Annotated in this window: 17 protein-coding genes; 7 read left to right on the top strand and 10 right to left on the bottom strand. The window is 67.5% G+C overall.

Annotated features, from left to right (window positions below; genetic code table 11):
• Window positions 1-15: 15 nt before the first annotated feature.
• The 6 genes from VGN82_RS11265 to VGN82_RS11240 all read right to left on the bottom strand — a co-directional run bounded on the left by VGN82_RS11265 (window position 16) and on the right by VGN82_RS11240 (window position 6,420).
• Window positions 16-1,254 (bottom strand): cysteine desulfurase, encoded by a 1,239-nt coding sequence (locus tag VGN82_RS11265; protein ID WP_327527109.1) that lies wholly within the window; start codon window positions 1,252-1,254, stop codon window positions 16-18.
• Window positions 1,255-1,257: 3 nt separating this feature from the next.
• A complete protein-coding gene (locus VGN82_RS11260) occupies window positions 1,258-1,464 on the bottom strand; it encodes a tautomerase family protein (RefSeq protein WP_327527108.1) in 207 nt (68 codons plus the stop codon).
• The gene (locus tag VGN82_RS11255) at window positions 1,464-2,813 is read right to left on the bottom strand and encodes a SufB/SufD family protein (RefSeq protein WP_327527107.1); all 1,350 of its coding nucleotides are present in this window, start codon (window positions 2,811-2,813) and stop codon (window positions 1,464-1,466) included. The genes VGN82_RS11260 and VGN82_RS11255 overlap by 1 nt, the downstream gene beginning before the upstream one ends.
• A 1-nt stretch (window position 2,814) precedes the next feature.
• Complete coding sequence (gene sufC / locus VGN82_RS11250; RefSeq protein ID WP_327527106.1) at window positions 2,815-3,567, bottom strand: Fe-S cluster assembly ATPase SufC; 753 nt, start codon at window positions 3,565-3,567, stop codon at window positions 2,815-2,817.
• 114 nt (window positions 3,568-3,681) lie between these two features.
• Window positions 3,682-5,154 (bottom strand): Fe-S cluster assembly protein SufB, encoded by a 1,473-nt coding sequence (gene sufB, locus VGN82_RS11245; protein ID WP_327527105.1) that lies wholly within the window; start codon window positions 5,152-5,154, stop codon window positions 3,682-3,684.
• Window positions 5,155-5,214: 60 nt separating this feature from the next.
• Entirely contained in the window at window positions 5,215-6,420 is a 1,206-nt protein-coding gene (locus VGN82_RS11240; RefSeq protein ID WP_327527104.1) for a cysteine desulfurase family protein, read from the bottom strand.
• 301 nt (window positions 6,421-6,721) lie between these two features.
• On the opposite strand from VGN82_RS11240, the gene VGN82_RS11235 reads away from it, so the two are divergent.
• Window positions 6,722-7,393, top strand: coding sequence for an alpha/beta hydrolase (locus VGN82_RS11235; protein ID WP_327527103.1), 672 nt, complete (start codon window positions 6,722-6,724; stop codon window positions 7,391-7,393).
• A gap of 9 nt (window positions 7,394-7,402) precedes the next feature.
• Here VGN82_RS11235 and gcvA read toward each other — a convergent pair whose 3' ends face one another.
• Entirely contained in the window at window positions 7,403-8,356 is a 954-nt protein-coding gene (gcvA, locus tag VGN82_RS11230; RefSeq protein ID WP_327527102.1) for a transcriptional regulator GcvA, read from the bottom strand.
• A gap of 443 nt (window positions 8,357-8,799) precedes the next feature.
• Between gcvA and tyrS the strand changes: the two genes are divergently transcribed.
• A complete protein-coding gene (gene tyrS / locus VGN82_RS11225) occupies window positions 8,800-10,053 on the top strand; it encodes a tyrosine--tRNA ligase (RefSeq protein ID WP_327527101.1) in 1,254 nt (417 codons plus the stop codon).
• 158 nt (window positions 10,054-10,211) lie between these two features.
• Here the strand turns inward: tyrS and VGN82_RS11220 are convergent, their stop codons facing one another.
• Window positions 10,212-13,667 (bottom strand): hypothetical protein, encoded by a 3,456-nt coding sequence (locus tag VGN82_RS11220; protein WP_327527100.1) that lies wholly within the window; start codon window positions 13,665-13,667, stop codon window positions 10,212-10,214.
• Window positions 13,668-13,887: 220 nt separating this feature from the next.
• Between VGN82_RS11220 and VGN82_RS11215 the strand changes: the two genes are divergently transcribed.
• The 4 genes from VGN82_RS11215 to purN all read left to right on the top strand — a co-directional run bounded on the left by VGN82_RS11215 (window position 13,888) and on the right by purN (window position 17,581).
• Entirely contained in the window at window positions 13,888-14,364 is a 477-nt protein-coding gene (locus VGN82_RS11215; RefSeq protein WP_327527099.1) for a peroxiredoxin, read from the top strand.
• A gap of 101 nt (window positions 14,365-14,465) precedes the next feature.
• Window positions 14,466-15,773, top strand: a complete 1,308-nt coding sequence (locus VGN82_RS11210) for a peptidoglycan DD-metalloendopeptidase family protein (protein WP_327527098.1) — start codon at window positions 14,466-14,468, stop codon at window positions 15,771-15,773.
• A 114-nt stretch (window positions 15,774-15,887) separates the two neighbouring features.
• Window positions 15,888-16,961, top strand: a complete 1,074-nt coding sequence (purM, locus tag VGN82_RS11205; RefSeq protein ID WP_327527097.1) for a phosphoribosylformylglycinamidine cyclo-ligase — start codon at window positions 15,888-15,890, stop codon at window positions 16,959-16,961.
• Window positions 16,958-17,581, top strand: a complete 624-nt coding sequence (gene purN, locus VGN82_RS11200; protein ID WP_414644271.1) for a phosphoribosylglycinamide formyltransferase — start codon at window positions 16,958-16,960, stop codon at window positions 17,579-17,581. Before purM ends, purN begins: the two co-directional genes overlap by 4 nt.
• On the opposite strand, the gene VGN82_RS11195 is transcribed toward purN, so the two are convergent.
• Window positions 17,509-18,297: a helix-turn-helix transcriptional regulator gene (locus tag VGN82_RS11195; RefSeq protein ID WP_327527096.1), complete on the bottom strand. Its 789-nt coding sequence runs from the start codon at window positions 18,295-18,297 to the stop codon at window positions 17,509-17,511. The genes purN and VGN82_RS11195 overlap by 73 nt on opposite strands.
• Before the next feature lie 118 nt (window positions 18,298-18,415).
• Here VGN82_RS11195 and VGN82_RS11190 point away from each other — a divergent pair, with 118 nt between their 5' ends.
• Window positions 18,416-19,138, top strand: coding sequence for a glutathione S-transferase family protein (locus tag VGN82_RS11190; RefSeq protein WP_327527095.1), 723 nt, complete (start codon window positions 18,416-18,418; stop codon window positions 19,136-19,138).
• Here VGN82_RS11190 and VGN82_RS11185 read toward each other — a convergent pair.
• Window positions 19,122-19,484, bottom strand: a complete 363-nt coding sequence (locus tag VGN82_RS11185) for a hypothetical protein (protein WP_327527094.1) — start codon at window positions 19,482-19,484, stop codon at window positions 19,122-19,124. The genes VGN82_RS11190 and VGN82_RS11185 overlap by 17 nt on opposite strands.
• Window positions 19,485-19,547: the final 63 nt, after the last annotated feature.

The raw sequence follows: 19,547 nt of genomic DNA, 5'->3' as shown, positions 1-19,547 counted from the left end.
GCTTTGCAATCCTACTCAGGCGAACAGGCTCTCGGCCTTCTGCAGGGCTTCGACGAGCTTATCGACCTCTTCCAGGGTGTTGTAGAGGCCGAACGAGGCCCGGCAGGTCGACGTCACCCCATATCGTGCCAAAAGCGGCATGGCGCAATGGGTGCCGGCGCGGACAGCGACACCGGCTCGGTCGATCACGGTCGCGACGTCATGGGCATGCGCGCCCTTCATCTCGAAGGCGACGATCGCGCCCTTCTCCCTGGCCTTGCCGAAGATGCGGATCGAGTTCATCGCGCCGAGCCGCTCCATGGCATAGGCGCCGAGACGGGCCTCATGCGCCGCGATGTTCTCGCGCCCGAGCGCCATCATGTAGTCCAGCGCAGCGCCGAGCCCGACCGCCTCAACGATGGCCGGCGTGCCCGATTCGAAGCGATGCGGCGGGTCGTTATAGGTCACCTCGTCCTCGGTGACGGTGACGATCATCTCTCCGCCACCTTCATAGGGCGGCAGCCTGTCGAGCCATTCCTTGCGGCCCCAGAGGATGCCGGAGCCGGTCGGCCCATAGGTCTTGTGGCCGGTGAAGGCGTAGAAGTCGCAGCCCAGCGCCTGCACGTCGACCGGCAGGTGGACCGCACCCTGGCTGCCGTCGACGACGAGCGGGATGCCCTGCGCGCGGCAGATCGCAGCAACCTCGGCGATCGGAATGATCGTCCCGATCGCGTTCGACATATGCGTCAGCGAGACCACCTTGGTCCGCGGCGTGATCAGCTTCTCGAATTCCTCGATCAGGAAGTTGCCGTCCACGTCGACCGGCGCCCATTTGATCACGGCGCCATGACGCTCGCGCCAGTAGTGCCAGGGCACGATGTTGGAGTGGTGCTCGAGGATCGAGAGGATGATCTCGTCGCCCTCACCGAGCTGGAGATGGCGGCCTAGCGAGGATGCGACGGTGTTCAGCGCGCCGGTCGAGGATCGCGTGAAGATGATCTCTTCCAGATGCGCCGCGTTCAGGAAGCGGCGCGCGCTTTCGCGAGCCGCTTCATAGGCTTCGGTCGAGGCGTTGGCGAGATAGTGCAGCCCGCGATGGACATTGGCGTAGTCCTCGCGCATCAGCTTCGTCATCGCCTCGATGACGACCTCGGGCTTCTGCGCCGAGGCCGCATTGTCGAGATAGACCAGCGGCTTGCCATAGACCTCGCGGCCCAGGATGGCGAAATCCTTGCGGATCGCCGCAACGTCATAGGGTTTCGCCAGCACGTTCATGGCTCAGGCCTTTCCGGGCGCCGGAGCCTTGTCGGCGACCAGCTCGCCGCCATGGCCCCAATCCTCGCGCTCGATCTCCTGGATCACGATATGGGTGTTCTGCGGGTTCTTGCCGAGCACGCGCACCAGTGTCTCGGTGAATTCCTTGACGATCTCCGCCTTCTGCTGGCGGGTCGCCCCCTTGGTGATCTGGAGATTGATGTAGGGCATCAGACGGCACTCACCACGGAGGAAGCTTCACGCGCACCGAGCCAGGCTTCGATCTTCGCCATGACGACGTCGCGCAGCGCCTCGTCCTGAACGAATTCGACCGCCTCGCCGGCGAAGGCCTGCAGGACCAGCGCCTCGGCCTGCGGCCGCGGCAGGCCGCGCGCCATCAGGTAGAAGAGCTGCTCGCCATCGATCTGCGCGACAGTCGCGCCATGGCCGCAGACGACGTCGTCGGCGAAGATCTCGAGCTCGGGCTTGTTGAACATGCTCGCGCCGTCGTTCAACAGCAGCGCATTGCTCTTCATGCCGCCATCGGTCTTCTGGGCATGCTGGCGCACGATCACCTTGCCCTGGAACACGCCGGTTGCCTCGCCGCCGATGATCGACTTGAAGAGCTCGCGGCTGGTGCCGTGCGGAACCTCGTGATCCACCACCAGCGTCACGTCGGAATGCTCGGTGCCGCCGAGCAGGTTGACGCCGCGCAGGCCGACCTCGCTGTGCTCGCCGGCGTAGCGGACGAAGTGCTGCTGGCGAACCGTGGCGGCGTCGCAGACCAGCGCGAAGGAATCGAACTTGGCCTGAGCACCGACCGTCGCGAGCAGGCTGAAGACGCCGACAGAGCCCTCCGACTGATCCGTGACCAGGCGGATATGCTCGACCTCGGTCTCGTTCCCGGCCTCGATGACGAGAGCAACGTTGAGCTGCTGCGGCGCCTTGCCGAGGCTGGCGTTGATCTCGACGATCGTCGCCTTGGCGCTGTCGCCGACGAGCACGACCGAGCGGCCATAGACCGAGATTTCCTTCTCGCCGGAGAACAGGCGCACGATCGCGAGCGGCTTCTCCAGCTCGACGCCGGCGGCGACTTCGATGAAGGAGCCGTCACGCATCAGCGCTGCATTGAGCATCAGCCCGGCATCATCGGCGGCGACGGACGGTCCGGCGAGAACGCGCGGAAGGTCGTCACGACCGGAGACGAGTGCATCGGCCAGCGTCTGCACGGAGAGCCCCTCGGGCAGACCCTCCAGGGAGGACAGCTCGGGCACGAATGCGCCATCGACAAGTACGACGACCGTTGCATCGAGCGCGAGTCCGGCGAGCTTCGCCCGCGCTGCGTCGAGCGTGCGAGGGCCGGTCGCAAGCGGGGCGGCCTCGCGCAGCAGCGTGCGCAGATCGGTATAGCGCCAGGTTTCGAGCCGGCGATGCGGCAGGCCCCGAACCTCGAAGCCGGCGAAGGCATCCTCGCGCAGCTTGCGCACGGCCGGGCCGCCCGGCAGCTCGGCCTTGATGTCGGCGAACTGCTGGACGAGCTGCTGTTCGGCCGCGGTCTTCAGCGGGGTGACGATGCCCATGTCAGGCCGCCTCCCCATAGGACGCATAGCCCGACTTCTCGAGCTCGAGCGCCAGCTCCTTGCCGCCGGTCTTCACGATCTTGCCCTTCGACATGACGTGGACCGTATCCGGCACGATGTGGTCGAGCAGGCGTTGATAGTGGGTGATCACGAGGAAGCCGCGGTTCTTGTCGCGCAGCGCATTGACGCCCTCGGCGACGATGCGCAGCGCGTCGATGTCGAGGCCGGAATCGGTCTCGTCAAGGATGCACATGGAGGGCGAAAGCAGCGCCATCTGAAGAATTTCCATGCGCTTCTTCTCACCGCCCGAGAAGCCGACATTGAGCGGCCGGCGCAGCATGTCGCGGGCGATGCCGAGCTTGTCGGCCGCGCCGTTGACCGCCTTGATGAAGTCCGGCGTCAGAAGCTCGGCCTCGCCGCGCGCCTTGCGCTGCGCGTTCATCGCCGCCTTGAGGAAGGTCATGGTGGCGACGCCGGGGATCTCCAGCGGATACTGGAAGGCGAGGAAGATGCCGGCAGCGGCGCGGGCATCGGCCTCCATCTCCAGCACGTTCTCGCCATTGAGCAGGATCTCGCCGTCGAGGACCTCATAGTCCTCCTTGCCGGCGATGACATAGCTCAGCGTCGACTTGCCGGAGCCATTCGGGCCCATGATGGCGGCGACCTCGCCGTCGTTCACGGTGAGGTTCAGGCCGTTGAGGATCTGCTTGTCTTCGTCGGCGATCTTGACGACGAGGTTGCGAATTTCGAGCATTGTTTCAGGTCCGGATTTCTGCCGCGTCATGCTCGGCCCTGTACCGAGCATCCACGACTTGAGCGTTGAGTAGAAAGGCGTGGCCGGTCGGAACGAGCCCGACCGTGACGGCACTCAGCCGACCGAGCCTTCCAGCGAGATCGTGATCAGCTTTTGCGCCTCGACGGCAAACTCCATCGGCAGCTGCTGCAGCACTTCCTTGACGAAGCCATTGACGATCAGCGCCACCGCCTCCTCCTCGGAAAGGCCGCGCTGCTGGCAGTAGAACATCTGGTCCTCGCCGATCTTCGAGGTGGTGGCCTCGTGCTCGAAGATCGCCGTGCCGGTCTTGGCCTCGATATAGGGGATGGTGTGGGCGCCGCACTGGTCGCCGATCAAGAGCGAGTCGCAATTGGTGAAGTTGCGCGCGCCGATGGCCTTGCGATGGGCCGAGACCATGCCGCGATAGGTCGAGTCCGACTTGCCGGCCGCGATGCCCTTGGCGATGATCTTCGAGGTCGTGTTCTTGCCGAGATGGATCATCTTGGTGCCGGAATCGACCTGCTGCGCCCCGTTCGACACCGCGATCGAGTAGAACTCGCCGCGCGAGCCGTCGCCGCGCAGGATGCAGGACGGGTACTTCCAGGTGATCGCAGAGCCGGTCTCGACCTGCGTCCAGGAGATCTTGGAGCGCTTGCCGCGGCAATCGCCACGCTTGGTCACGAAGTTGTAGATGCCGCCCTTGCCCTCGGCGTCGCCGGGGAACCAGTTCTGCACCGTGGAATACTTGATCTCAGCATCGTCCAGCGCGATCAGCTCGACGACAGCCGCATGGAGCTGGTTCTCGTCGCGCTTGGGCGCGGTGCAGCCCTCGAGATAGCTCACATAGGAGCCCTCGTCGGCAATGATCAGCGTGCGCTCGAACTGGCCGGTGTTCTGCTCGTTGATGCGGAAATAGGTCGACAGCTCCATCGGGCAGCGCACGCCCTTGGGGATGTAGACGAAGGAGCCGTCGGTGAAGACGGCGCAATTCAGCGTCGCGAAATAGTTGTCGGTCACCGGCACCACGGTGGCGAGGTACTTCTTCACCAGCTCGGGATGCTCCTGGATGGCCTCGGAGATCGAGCAGAAGATCACGCCGGCCTCGGCCAGCTCCTTCTTGAAGGTGGTGACAACCGAGACCGAGTCGAACACGGCATCGACCGCGACGCGGTTCTCAGGGGCGACGCCGGCCAGCACCTCCTGCTCGCGCAGCGGAATGCCGAGCTTCTTGTAGGTCTCCAGGATCGCCGGATCGACCTCGTCGAGCGACTTCGGCGAGGCGCCCTTCTTCGGGGCCGCGTAGTAGTAGATGTCCTGGTAATCGATCGGCGGGTACTGCACCCGCGACCATGCCGGCTCGGTCATCGTCTTCCAGCGGCGGAAGGCGTCGAGGCGCCATTCGAGCATCCACTCCGGCTCGTTCTTGCGCGCCGAGATGTAGCGAACCGTATCCTCGGTCAGCCCCTTGGCGGGCTTCTCGACCTCGAGCTCCGTGACGAAGCCGTACTTGTATTCGGTCACGTCGATCGACTTGACCTGATCGATGGTCTCCTGGACCGCTGCCATGTCTATTCTCCAGTCGCGGGTTCAAGGCCCGCCGGTTTGGTCTTCGTAGTGCGGAAACGTTCAGGCGGCCGCCCGAGCGCTCCGATCGGGTTGCGCGGCCAGCACTTTCGCGTAGGCCGCAAGGAAATGGTCGATCTCGGCCTCGGAGGTGGTCCATCCGAGGGACGCCCGCAAGGCCCCTGCGCTCATGGCGGGGTCGACGCCCATGGCGGTCAGCACATGCGAGCGCTTGACCTTGCCGGACGAACAGGCCGAGCCGGACGAGAGCGCGACGCCGGCAAGATCGAGCTTGATCAACGTCGTCTCGGCCGTAAGCCCGGGGGTCGCGAAGTTGGCGGTATTGGGCAGGCGCAGCGCGGTACGGCCGAAGATCGCCGTATCCGGCGCGAGCGCCAGCAGCCCCTCCTCCAGCCGGTCGCGCAGGGCGGCGAGGCGCCCTGCTTCCGCTGCGAGCGCGGCTCCCGCAACCGCAGCCGCGGCACCGAAGCCAACGATACCCGGGACGTTCTCGGTCCCGGCGCGCCAGCCGCGCTCCTGCCCGCCGCCACGAATTGGCTTGTCGGCGAGTTCGAGCGCTCCCGTCCGGAACACGATCGCGCCGATGCCCTTCGGGCCGCCGATCTTGTGGGCCGACAGCGTCAGCGCATCGACGCCCAGCGCCTCGATGTCGAGCGCGACCTTGCCGGCGGCCTGCACCGCATCGCTGTGCAGCAGCGCCCCGAAGCGCCTCGTGATCGCGGAGACCTCGGCGATGGGCTGGATCACGCCCGTCTCGTTGTTGGCGAGATGCAGCGAAACCAACGCGCGGGCGCCCGGATGATCGGCCGCGAAGCGCTCCAGCCGGGCGGCGATCCAGGCGAGATCGGCGCGCCCGTCTGCATCGACCGGGATCACCTCGGCTGCGGCCGCCGGGAAACGATGGCCGTCGCGCACGCACGGGTGCTCGGTCGCGCCATGGAGCAAGAGCGAGGCGGGCGTACGGACGCAGTCACGACCGCCATCGCAATCCATCAGCCCGGGCGAAAGCAGCGTGGCGTTGGCCTCGGTGCCGCCGCTGGTGAAGACGACATGGGTGGCCTTGGCGCCGACCAGGGCGGCGACCTGTTCGCGCGCCCGCTCCAGCGTGGCACGGGCCGCCCGGCCCTCGGCATGAACGGATGAGGGGTTGCCCGGCATCGCAAGCGCGCGCGCCATCGCCTCGACCACCTCGGGACGAACCGGGGTGGTGGCGTTATGGTCGAGATAGGCGCGCGCCGAGGCGATCACGATCCCAGTTGCTCCCAATCTGGCCTCAAGAAGGCAGCCGGCACGAAATGCTTGAATTCGCACCCCTGCGCCGTGCTATAGCCGCCCGTCCGAACCGGCCTTGGCCGGGGCAGCGGCATCGCCGAATGTGGCGACCTGCTCGCATGTTCCCGTCTTGTTCACGGCCGTTAGAACCATTCTAAGCGCCTGATGTAGGGCGCGACCGGCGGGGCCGTCAAGGGCGAACGGGTTATCTGACGGCGCGATGTCCGTCTTTTGACCGCCTCTTTGCGACCCCGACCCAACAAAAGGCGACGAGACAATGCCCGAGGTTATTTTCAACGGACCCGCCGGTCGGATCGAGGGTCGCTACCAGCCCGCCAAGAAGCGCGGCGCGCCACTGGCCATCATCCTGCACCCGCACCCGCAATTCGGCGGGACGATGAACAACCAGATCGTCTACAACCTGTTCTACACCTTCGTGAACCGCGGCTTCTCGGCGCTGCGCTTCAACTTCCGCGGCGTCGGCCGCAGCCAGGGCCATTTCGACCATGGCGCGGGCGAGCTCTCGGACGCTGCCGCGGCGCTCGACTGGATGCAGGCGCTGAACCCCGAGGCCAAGAGCTGCTGGATCACCGGCGTCTCCTTCGGCGCCTGGATCGGCATGCAGCTCCTGATGCGCCGTCCGGAGATCGAGGGCTTCCTGTCGATCGCGGCGATGGCCAACCGCTATGACTTCTCCTTCCTCGCTCCCTGCCCGTCCTCCGGCCTGTTCGTCCACGGCTCGGAGGATCGCGTCGCTCCGGTCAAGGAGGTGATGGCGGTGATCGAGAAGGTGAAGACCCAGAAGGGCATCCAGATCGAGCACACCGTGGTCGAGGGCGCCAACCACTTCTTCGACGGCAAGGTCGACGTGCTGATGGAGCAGGTCGGCGCCTATCTCGACCGGATGGTCGGTCCCGAGATCATCAAGAGCGAGCAGGAGCAGGTCTGAGCCTGCTCCTCAGGGAGCCGGGACCGTCATCCCCCGGCTTCCCGCCATCCTGGCAAGCGTCATGCGCGCGGCCTCGGCTTCCGCCAGGATCCAGTCGCGGAACAGCCTGATCTTGCGCTCGCGCTGGCGCTCCTGCGGATAGACGACCCAATAGGCCCAGTCGGAGCGAATGGCGTGCCCGACGGCAAAGGTGAGCCGTCCGGCGGCGATGTCATAGGCGAACAGTTCCGGCGCGGCCAACGCCACGCCATGGCCTTGCAGCGCCGCCTGGATGCTCATGGCCTGCATGTCGAGGGTCATCGTCGTCCTGCCGGCCGGCGACCAGGAATCGATGCCGAGATCGGCGAACCAGGTCCGCCACTTGGTATCACCGGGGCTGAGAAGCGGTGCATTCAGCAGATCTGCCGGCTCGCGAAGCCCGAGCCGCTCGCGCAGCTCCGGCGTGCAGAGCGGCGCATAGTGGCAGTCGAAGAGCTTCTCCGCCGTCACCCCTGGCCAACCGCCCGGCCCATAGCGCACAGCCATGTCGACCGCTTCCGTGGCGAAATCGACCAGATGCTGGGATGTCCGGACCCGCACGTCGAATTGAGGGTTCTCGACCTGGAACCGGGCCAGGCGCGGCGATAGCCAGGTGATGGCCACGGTCTGCAGGGCCGAGATCGTCAGGACCGTCTGGTTCTCCTCGCAGATCTCGCCGAACACCGTCCCGATGTCGCGGAGCGCCTTGGTGACCGGCCCGGCGAGGCGCTGCCCCAGCGGCGTCAGAACGACCTGCCGCGGCTGGCGGACGAAGAGCGCCGCCCCGACGCGGTCCTCTAGCAGGCGGATCTGATAGCTCACCGCGGCCTGCGTCATGCCGAGCTCGTCGGCCGCGCGGGTGAAATTCTGATGGCGGGCCGCCGCCTCGAAGACCCGGACGGCTGCAAGCGGTGGCAACTTCAGCGGCGAGGACGGGACGGGCATGCCGAAGCATAAGCCCTCTTAATGGCAGGCAGCAATCTTCCGCTTTGTGACGGAGCAGCGCTTCCGCCAGATTCGACCTCATGCGGCGGATGACACCGCCCGCCTCTCCGAGGATCGGATCATGACCTGTCTTCCGCAAACGGCGCCGCTTGCTCCCCGGGGCGATGCTTCCCTCCTGCAGGGCTGGCTCACAGTCCTGCGGCGCGGATTCCGCGTCGCATTCCGGAATAGACCGCTCGCGCTCCTCGATGCGCGCGCACTAGGCGATCTCGGGCTGTCGCGAGACATCGTCGATCCGCCCCGACCTCGTGATCGGGCCGGATTGTGGCTCGACCGCGTCCCGGGATGACCCCAAGGGCGCCTTTGGCGCAAAAGCGGTTTCCACTTTCGCGGAACATGCTCTAGACGACGGCGGAACGACCTCCATCAGATCGCAAGCCGCCATGACCACCTACAAGTCCGATTTCCTGCGCGTTCTCGACGAGCGCGGCCTCATCCATCAGGTCTCCGATGCGGAGGGCCTCGATGCTCTGTGCCGGCAGGGAACGCAGACGGCTTATGTCGGCTATGACGCGACCGCGACCAGCATCCATATCGGCAACCTGATCTCGTTGACGATGCTCTACTGGTTCCAGGAGACCGGCCACCGCCCGATCACGCTGATGGGCGGCGGCACCTCCATGGTCGGCGACCCCTCCTTCCGCGACGATCAGCGCAAGCTGCTCTCGGTCGAGGAGATCGCCACCAACATCGAAAGCATCAAGCGGGTCTTCGGCCGCATCCTGCGCTATGGCGACGGCCCGACCGACGCGATGATGGCCAACAATGCCGACTGGCTCCTGAAGCTGAACTATGTCGAGTTCCTGCGCGATGTCGGCCGGCATTTCTCGGTCAACCGCATGCTCTCCTTCGACTCGGTGAAGCTCAGGCTCGACCGCGAGCAGTCGCTGTCCTTCCTCGAATTCAACTACATGATCATGCAGGGCTACGACTTCACGGAGCTCAACCGCCGCTACGGCTGCCGCCTGCAAATGGGCGGCTCCGACCAGTGGGGCAACATCATCAACGGCGTCGATCTCTCGCACCGGATGGGCGGGCCGCAGCTCTACTGCCTGACGACACCGCTGCTGACGACCTCCTCCGGCGCCAAGATGGGCAAGACCGCCAATGGCGCGGTCTGGCTCAATGCCGACGTCTTCAGCCCCTATGATTTCTGGCAGTATTTCCGCAATACCGAGGACGCCGATGTCGGCCGCTTCCTCAAGGTGTTCACGCGGCTGCCGCTGGACGAGATCGGCAGGCTCGCCGCGCTCGGCGGTGCCGAGCTGAACGAGGCGAAGAAGATCCTCGCCACCGAGATCACCGCGATCGTGCATGGCCGCGAGGCCGCGGAGGCCGCCGCCGAGACGGCCCGCAAGACCTTCGAGGAAGGCACGCTTGCGGCCGACCTGCCGAGCGTCGCGATCGACCGGGCCGAGATCGAACCGGGCGTCGGCGTCCTGACCGCTTTCGTCAAGGCGGGGCTCGTGCCCTCGACGGGCGAGGCCCGCCGCCAGGTCAAGGCGGGCGGTCTGCGCGTGAACGACGTGGTCGTGACCGACGAGCGCGCGCTGCTCGGCCTCGCCGACCTCACGGCGGAAGGCGCGGTCAAGCTCTCCTTCGGCAAGAAGAAGCACGTCCTGCTGCGGCCGGAATAAGCTCTCCGCTTGGCATCCCGTGCGCGGTGCAGCGCGAAGCAATGCGCCGCAGACATGCGACCGCGCTACGAGAAGTCGCCCTCTCCCGCGAGCGATCCCGCATCTGCGCAGCAGCACGTCGTGCCGCAGCGCGTGCGGGAAGACGCACGCTGTCGGCCTCAGCGCCCCGGCACTGGCTGGCCCGGCTGAATCGGTCGGTGCGCAGGCGATCCGCCGAGCGGATCGACGAAGCGGCGCAGAATGCCGGGCGCGATCGCCGAGAGCGGGTTGATCGTCATGGTCGGCGCGCTCGCGGTACCCGCGATCCGGAAATTGACCGCGAAGAGCCCGCCATACTGGCTGCCGCCGCCGAGCAGCGCGCCGACGACCGGAACCTGCGCGAAGGCATTGTTGAAGGCGTAGCCGGGCACGAAGGTGCCGCCGATATCGACCCGGTCGCGGCCATAGTCGACGTTGCCCTGCAGGGTGAAGCCGACCTGCTGACCCCAGATCACCATGTCCGAGATGTCGAGGCGGCTGGCGGAGCGGGTGAATTCCGCGCGCAGCTTGATGAACGCGACCTCGTTGACGTTGATCGGCGCGCGGGCCGCGCTGTTGTCGGAGCGATCGGCCGACAGCGCCTGCGCCGCATGCTCGCCGACGACGCGCTGCAACGCCGGCTCGTCGCGCACCACGAAATTACGGAACAGCAGCTCCCCGCTCTGGCGCGTCTCGCCCGGACCGAGATTGAGGATGAGATCGCCGCCATGGGCCCGGCGGTAGAGATCGACGAACCGCAGCAGCGCGCCGCCATTCTCCGACTGGACAAGTAGAGCCCCTGCCCCGCTCGTCTGTTTCGCGGTCACGTCCGCCCGACCGATGCGTCCCTGGAAGGCGACACTGCGCATGTCCCCGCCGCGCTTGGAGAGCTTGAGCGTGGCGTTGGTGATCGCCTCGTTGTTGAAGCCGGTGAGGATCGGCACATCGAGATCGAGATCGATGTCGCCGCCGCGCCCGGCCTGCTTGTCGCCGCGGGGGGCGGAGGGGCCGGATGCCTGCTGAATATCCCGGATGAAGGGCCGGACATCGGCGACCGCACCGCGCACGACCAGCTTCATGACGTTGCCATCGCGCTTGGCATCGACCTTGAGGTTGTCGCCCGCGGAAAGCCGGAACTGCGACAGGCTGGCGCTCTCGAAGCCGTTCTGGCGGTTCAGCTCGACCTTGCCGCGGATCAGGACCGGATTCGAGTCGAACACGAGATCGTCGAGATCGGGTCCGTCGGGATCCGCGAGATAGTTGAAGGTCAGCTTCGCAGGCCGTCCGGCCGGCTTGCTCAAGCCCGGCATCGCGCCTTCGAGCGATGCCTTGGTCAGGTCGCTCTCGACACGCGGTGGCAGGTCCGCGCCCTTCCCGAGCGCCTTCGTCACCCGCACCTGGACGGGGCCGTTGATGCCGGCCTCGGGCCCGAGCCCGCGCTTCTGGCGCGCCGCATTGTCGAGCGTCAGCGTCAGGTTGGCCTCGCCCTTGCCGCGCGCGTCCTGGCGAATCTCGACCTGGGCCTTGTCGCCGCCGACGCGCGCCTCGCCGCGCAGCTGCAGGCCGTTGCGGTCAGCATTGACGGTCAGATTGCCGCTATCGAGCTTCTCGGTACCGAGCAGGGTGTCGGAGGCCACTCCGGTCAGCGTGCCCGTACTGGTGACGACGATTTCGCCCGGCTGCGGATCATCGACCAGCGCCAGATTGACCGTGCTCTTGAGGTCGCTGTTGCCGCGCAGGCTCGCCGGGTCGATCCCGCCAGGCGAAAACTCCTTCAGCGCCGGAAAGCCGAACAGCGCCGTCAGCGCCTCCATCGACCCGGTCGTGCGGAACGCCGCGCGCGCTGGCGTGCGCTTGACCCATGTCTCGGCGATGTCGAACGAGCCCTCGCTGAGCTGCAGCTGCCGGCCATTGCCGAGATCGGCCGTCGCCTTGCTGATCGCGAGCTTGACCGTACGCCCCGTCGTCCGCCCGGACACGCTGGCATCGATCAGCGGCGGCAGTCCCGGACCGGGCAGGAAGCGCACCTGCGAGGCATCGACGACGACCGAGAGCGCATTGTCGGGGATGCCGGCGCCCTGCATCAGGCGGGCATGGTCCTCGGCGGCCAAGTCCATGTCGACCCGCAGCGAGGCGAGGCGGCCGCTGATGAACTGGCGCGAGAGCGTGCCGTGGACATCGGGTGAGGTCCAGCGTGGCCACAGCGCCAGGGCCGCGCGCGGATCGGAATCCGTGGCGACGATCGAAAAGCGCTGCAAGGGCGAGCCGCCGACCTGCTGCACGAGACCACGGCCTTCCGCCCTGATCCCCGGCCCCTGGACCGACATCGTGTCGATCCGCACTTCGCTGCTGCCCGGATCGATCCGCAGTTCCGCCTTGAGCGCATCGATCGCGACCGGAGGATCGGCATCGACGCCTGCGAGCTGCCCCTTCGCCTCCAGGCCGGAGCGCCAGGCACTGCCATCGGCGCGCAGGCTGCCGGTGCCGTTCAGCCGCGTGGCCCCCGCATTGAGGCCGAAGGATCTCACCTCGATCGTCGAAAGGTCGCCACTGCTGGCGATCTCGACATGGGCGGCGTCGACGGCGATCGGCGGTACCGGGCTGTCGGGGAAGCGGATGGTGCCGGGCAGCACTTCGAGCCGCGCCTCGATCGACTTGCGACCGTCCGGCGCCTGGCTGAGGCTGGCCTTGCCGCGCACCGGCAGCCCTTCGATGGCGAGCCCGCCGGTCCCCATCGCGAGCGCGACCGCTTCCGCCGGCTCGAACCGGACGATGTCGATATCGGCGCGCTGCGTGCCGTCGGCCGCGCTCGAGAGGTCGATCGCGAGCTCCTTCCAGCGCTGGCCGGTGCGGCCCTTGGCGGTCAGGCGGGTACCTCGCTCCCCGGTGCGGGCCAGCCGGATCTCGACATCCTCGAGACTGGCCCTCTGACGGCCATCCGGATCGACCAGCAAGAGGCGGGCGCCGTTCATGCCCGCCGTCTCCAGCGCGCCGAGCAGGCCGTCGCCCTGGCCCAGCGTCGAGACTGCGGCCATGATTCCGGTGAAGGCGTTCCACTGAGCCGCGTCGGGCAGGGTCGAGGGCGGTCGCGTCTCGGCCGGAGCGGAATCGGCGTTGACGATCAGCGCGCCGTCCTTGTTGACGCCGAGGCGGACATTGACGCCCCGCAGGTCGACGGAGGTCAGCCGGATCTCGCCGCGCAGCAGCGCCATCGGCTCGTAGCCGAGAATGGCTTCGGGTGCGCGGATGGCGGCACCGCTCTTGTGGCGGAACGACACCTGCCGCACGCGAAGCTGAGAATGTCCGTCGATGCGCCCGAGCTCGGCGGCGGCAGCCTCGACCGTCCAGTCACGGCCGAGACGCTCCTCGATCGCATGGGCGATGCGCCCCTCCAGCCCCGACAGCGGCACGAGGCCGGTGACCAGCAGGGTCGCCGCCGCGCCGGCGAGCGTCACGACCGCGACCACGACCGCAACCACGATCGTGACGAGGCCCGCCTTGGCGCGTCGCGTCACCTCGGCCACGTCGCAATCGGCAGCCGGCGTCGCGATCGGTGCCGAAGCGGCCTCCGGCTTGTTCGCGTCCTGGTCCAGCAAGGCCTTCTCGGTCCTCTCGGGCAAATGATCCGCTTCGGGTTCGACGGCTAGAGGCTGCGTTGCTCGGCGCCATCCGCTACAGGCGGCGTCATCTGTCGATGCAGCCGAGCCAGGCGATTCGGCAAGCCGCGCTGATGGCTCGGCCTGACCGTACTCGATCATCGCTCGCGACCTCGCGCCGGCCGATGCAGGACGAAGGCGACGAAAGGAAGGCGAATCAATGGCATTGCCGGCAAGCTTGCAGGATGGTGATCCCGCTCCCGATTTCACGCTCGGCCGCGATGGCGGCGGCACCCTGTCGCTGTCGGACTTCAAAGGGCGCAAGCTCGTCCTCTACGCCTACCCGAAGGACGACACGCCGGGCTGCACGCAGGAGGCCATCGCCTTCAACGGCCTGCGCAAGGAATTTGCCGCCGCGGACACGGAAATCGTCGGCATCTCGCCTGACCCGGTCAAACGCCACGACAAGTTCAAGGCCAAGCACGGGCTCGAATTTCCGCTCGTCGCGGACGACGAACTGCTGGCCCTGCAGGCCTATGGCATCTGGGTCGAGAAGAGCATGTATGGCCGCACCTACATGGGCGTGGAGCGCACCACCTTCCTGATCGGCCGCGACGGCAGGATCGCGCGGATCTGGCGCAAGGTGAAGGTCGCCGGGCACGCCGAGGAGGTTCTCGCGGCAGCCAAGGCGCTGTGACGGGCCAGAGCTCCTTGAGCGCGACAAGGCGGGGTTTGCGAAAGATTAACCTTAACAAGGTCTAGTGGGGCATCGGCAGCGTAATTTCCGGTCCCGCGTAAATGACTCACCCCGCTTCGACAGGCCCCGCCCTTCCGGTCACCGGCCTGGTCACGCACAAGACTTACACCATCCGCCGCTCGACTCTGCTCGCCGGGCTCGCCTGGCTGGCGCTGACCACTGCGGGCAGCGGCGCGGCGGGTTGGTACGTCCTGAGCAAGGACGACCTCGCAGCGCGGCTGATCGCCCGCGAGACGACGCGCCAATATGCTTATGAAGACCGGATCGCGGCCCTGCGCGCCGATGTCGACCGCCTCGCCAGCCGGGCCCTGCTCGACCAGGACGGCGTCGAGGCCCGCGTCGACGAGCTGGCGACGCGGCAGGCCGAGCTGGAATCGCGGCAATCCCTCGTCACCGCGCTCGCCGATACGCTCCAGGCCGGCGGCATCGTCACGGTGCCCAAGGCGCCCCTGCGGCCGCGCATACTGAAGCCCGAGGAGCCGATCCGGGCATCCGGTGTCACCAGCTTCGCGCCGATCATGCCGACCAAGCCGACGCCGGCGCCCGACTCGCCGGTCTTGCGCGGCGCCGGCGACAATCAGGGTGCCCCCTGGAAGTCCGGCGAGGCGGAAGCGCAGCCGCCGGCGCAGCGTGTCGACGCCGCCCTCACCCGGCTGGATCGCGCCATCACCAATACGACTGGCGCGCAGCTTGCCGCACTCAGGGAGATGGATGACTCGCTCGCCGCCTCGCAGAAGCGCCTGCGCGGCGCCCTCTCCGAGACCGGGCTCGACACCGACAGGATGGCGGCCCAGAGCGGCATCGCCAAGGGCGTCGGCGGCCCGTTCGTCCCGTTCAAGATCGACCCTGCCGCGGGCCCCTTCGAGGCGACGCTGAGCGCCTTGCAGCCGCGCATCTCGGCAGTGATGCGGCTGCGCGGGCTGGTCGAGCAATTGCCGCTCGCCAAGCCGATGGCCGGCGACGCCGACTTCACCTCCAATTACGGCTACCGGGTCGATCCTTTCACCCGCGGGCCGGCCATGCATACCGGCGTCGACTTCCGCGCCGAGACCGGCTCGCCGATCCGGGCCACGGCTCCCGGCAAGGTCATCACCGCCGAGTATTCTGGCGGCTATGGCAACATGGTCGAGATCGAGCATGCCAACGGCATCACCACGCGCTACGCCCATATGTCGGCGATCCTCGCCTCGGTCGGCCAGACCGTGACGACCGGAACAGTCGTCGGCCGCGTCGGCACCACCGGTCGCTCGACCGGGCCACATCTGCATTACGAGACCCGCATCAACGACGAGCCGGTCGATCCGACCCGCTTCCTGCGCGCTGGCGGCAAGCTCGCTGCCGCGAACTGAGCCGGCCGCACCGGCGGTTTTCAGACGCTTTCGCCGCCCGGGGCAGCGAGAAACCTTGCAAGGCGCCGCCCGCTTCCCTATCGCTCGCGCGAACGGAACTGAAGGCGGAACCAGATGAGCAAGCCGGGCGCGAACGGACTGACCTATGCGCAGGCGGGCGTCGATATCGACGCCGGCAATGCGATGGTCGACCAGATCAAGCCGCTGGTGCGCGCGACGCGCCGGCCGGGAGCGGATGCCGAGATCGGCGGCTTCGGCGGCCTGTTCGATCTCAAGGCCGCCGGCTTCAGCGACCCGATCCTGGTCGCGGCCAATGACGGCGTCGGCACCAAGGTCAAGATCGCGATCGAGAGCGGCCTGCATTCGACGATCGGCATCGACCTCGTCGCGATGTGCGTCAACGACCTGATCGTTCAGGGCGCCGAGCCCCTGCTCTTCCTCGACTACTATGCCACCGGCAAGCTCGACCCCAAGGTCGGGGTCGAGATCGTGCGCGGCATCGCCGATGGCTGCCGGCAGGCCGGCTGCGCCCTGATCGGCGGCGAGACCGCCGAGATGCCCGGCATGTATGCCGAGAAGGACTACGATCTCGCGGGCTTCGCCGTCGGCGCGGCCGAGCGCGGCTCGCTGCTGCCGCGCGCCGACCTTCAGCCCGGCGATGTCGTCTTTGGCTTGCCCTCCTCCGGAGTCCACTCCAACGGCTACTCGCTCGTCCGGCGCATCGTCGCACTGAGCGGGCTCGCCTGGGATGCGCCCGCCCCCTTCGCGACCGGCACCAGCCTGGCAGAGGCCCTGCTCGTCCCGACCCGGATCTACGTCAAGCCGCTGCTGGCCGCGATCAAGGCGACGACCGGCATCAAGGCGCTGGCGCATATCACCGGCGGCGGCTTCCCCGACAACATCCCGCGCGTCCTGCCGGACGGGCTCGGCGTCGCACTCGACCTCGCCGCCATTCCCGTCCCGCCCGTCTTCGGCTGGCTCGCCCAGGTCGGCGGCGTTGCCGAGCGCGAGATGCTGCGGACGTTCAACTGCGGCATCGGCATGATCGTTGCGGCCGAGGCCGCCAAGGCCGAGGAAGTCGCGGCTGCGCTGGTCGCGGCCGGCGAGGCCCCGGTCAGGCTCGGCGAGATCGTGCCCGTGACTGAGGGCGAGGAGCAGGTCTCCTATCGCGGCAAGCTCGCCCTGTGACGACTGCGACCGCTCGCCCGCGCGTCGGGATTCTGATCTCCGGCCGCGGCTCCAACATGGTTTCGCTGGTCGAGGCTGCGCGCGCCGACGGCTTCCCCGCCGAGATCGCTCTCGTGCTCTCGAACGTGCCGGGCGCGGGCGGCCTCGACCGCGCGAAGGCGTTCGGCATCGCCACCGCGACCGTCGATCACCGCGCCTTCAACAAGGATCGCGAGGCCTTCGAACGCGCCATGGATGAGGTCCTGCGCGTCAACCAGATCGATCTCGTGGTGCTGGCCGGCTTCATGCGGATCATGACGCCGTGGTTCGTACGGCGCTGGGAAGGCCGGCTGATCAACATCCATCCCTCGCTGCTGCCACTGTTCAAGGGCACGCATACGCATCGCCAGGCCCTGGAGGCCGGCGTCGCCGAGCATGGCTGCAGCGTGCATTTCGTCGTGCCCGAACTCGATGCCGGGCCCGTCATCATGCAGGCCAAGGTGCCGGTCCAGGCCGGCGACGATGAGGACACGCTGGCTTCGCGCGTCCTTGTGCAGGAACACCTGCTCTATCCCCGTGCGCTCGCCGAGGTCGCCTCGGGCCGCGTCGCGCTGGTCGACGGGGCCGTCGTCAGGCGCTGAGCCTGTTCGCGCCGCTCGCTCTCCTCCCGGCAGCGCGCCTCCTCCTCCTTCTGCCAGCGCCGGAACAGATCGGCGCGGCGTGCCGGATAGCGCTCCTCGCGAGCGACGAGATCGGTGATCCGGTCGGTACGGAAGTGGCGGAAAGCCTGGCGCAGCTCGCACCAGGCGATGACGATGCGGACCCGCTCGTAGAAGGTCATGCCGATCGGCCAGATCATGCGCTGCGTGTCCTGCCCGCTCTCGTCGCGATAGCGCATCTCGAGCTTGCGGCCCTGCCGGATGGCGGCGCGCACTGCGGCGACATCGACCTGGTCGACGGGTGCGTCACGGCCATAGGCCGGCGCGAACAGGGCGCCGTCGAGCAGGATCGGCCGCAGATGCGGCGGCAGAACCGCCGCGACCTTGCTGACGACATCCTCCGCCGCCCGCGCCAGTACGGGATCGGCCCGCTCCCCGAGCCAGCGCATGCCGACGAGCACCGCCTCGATCTCGTCCGGCGACAGCATCAGTGGCGGCAGGTCGAAACCGGCGTCGAGCACATAGCCGATTCCGGCCTCGCCGCGCACCGGCACACCCTGGCGAACCAGCGCCGCGATATCGCGATAGACGGTGCGGACGGAGACATCGAGCTCGGCGGAGAGCGTCTCCGCCGTCACCGGCCGGCGCCGGCGGCGCAGGCTCTGGATCATGTCGAGCAATCGTTCGGCGCGCTGCATGGCGACGGTTCCCGCTTCCGCTTATCCGATGCCACAATGCTCTAGCGCTGCTGACAGCTCCTGTCAGCAGCGTGTCAGTAGGGTCCGGCCTCGTCGAGGTCGGTCTGCGGAGGGGATCATGATCGAATTGCACAGCTTCGGGCCGGCCTTTGGAACGCCGGACCCCAGCCCGTTCTGCATCAAGGCCGAACTGCTGCTGAAGCTTTCGGGACTGCCCTACCGGCGGGTCACCGGCAACCTGCAGCGCGCACCGAAGCGCAAGCTGCCGGTCATCGTGGATGACGGCGTGACCGTCGCCGATTCGAGCTTCATCCGCTTTCACCTCGAAGGCCGGCACGGCATCGACTTCGACAAGGGCCTGAGCGCCGAGCGCAGGGGCACGCTCTGGGCTGTCGAGAAGATGCTCGAGGAGCAGATCTACTGGATCATGGTCGACGAGCGCTGGATGGACGACGCCAATTTCGCGCGCGGCCCGGTGAACTTCTTCAAGTCAGTTCCCGCGCCGCTGCGCCCGCTGGTCTGCGCGATGATCAGACGCTCGGTCCGCCGCAACCTATACGGCCATGGTCTCGGCCGGCACAGCCAGGCCGAGAAACTCAAGCTGGCGGAACGCGCGCTCGACGCCATCGTCGCTATCCTGGCGGATCGCGCCTATCTCGGGGGCGACGAGCCTGCCGGCGGCGACGCCGCGCTCGGCGCCTTCATGATCGCCGGGCTGACGCCGCTGTTCGAATCGCCGCTTCGGGGGCTGATCGAAGCGCGCCCCAGCCTCGTCGCCTATGCGACGCGGATGCGGGAGCGCTTCTTCCCGGAGGTGGAAGCGATCAGACCGGCCGCTTGAGCTTGCAGCGGTCGATGAAGCCGAGGCCCTTCTCGCGCGCCGAGTCGTTGAAGTAGCCGGTGTCGCGGAAGGCCTGGATCTCGTCCTTGGTCATCGCCGTGACGGTGCCCTTGGCGTAGCAGCTGCACGGTGTGTGCACGGCTTCGCGCGTCGTGCTCATCAGCCGCGACTGCGTCACCAGGCAAGCGTCGAAGGCGCGCAGCTGAATCTGGTAGGGCGTCAGGTTTTTGGCGGTCGGATCGGGCGGCGGCAAGGCGCTCGAGCCGCTCGCCGCATGGGCACCGAGCCCCGCCAGCACAGACAATCCACCGGCCAGCAAGACCGCACCCATCCGCCGCATGATCATGATTTCAGTTGTCCTTGGCGCGCAGGCGCATTGGCGCCGCTGTATGGCCCGCCTGCGCAGCGG

The organism is Allobosea sp. (assembly GCF_035999205.1).
Taxonomy (GTDB): Bacteria; Pseudomonadota; Alphaproteobacteria; order Rhizobiales; family Beijerinckiaceae; genus Allobosea.
The sequence above is the reverse complement of the archived record's forward strand: the minus strand, read 5'-3'. Positions and strand labels throughout refer to the sequence as shown.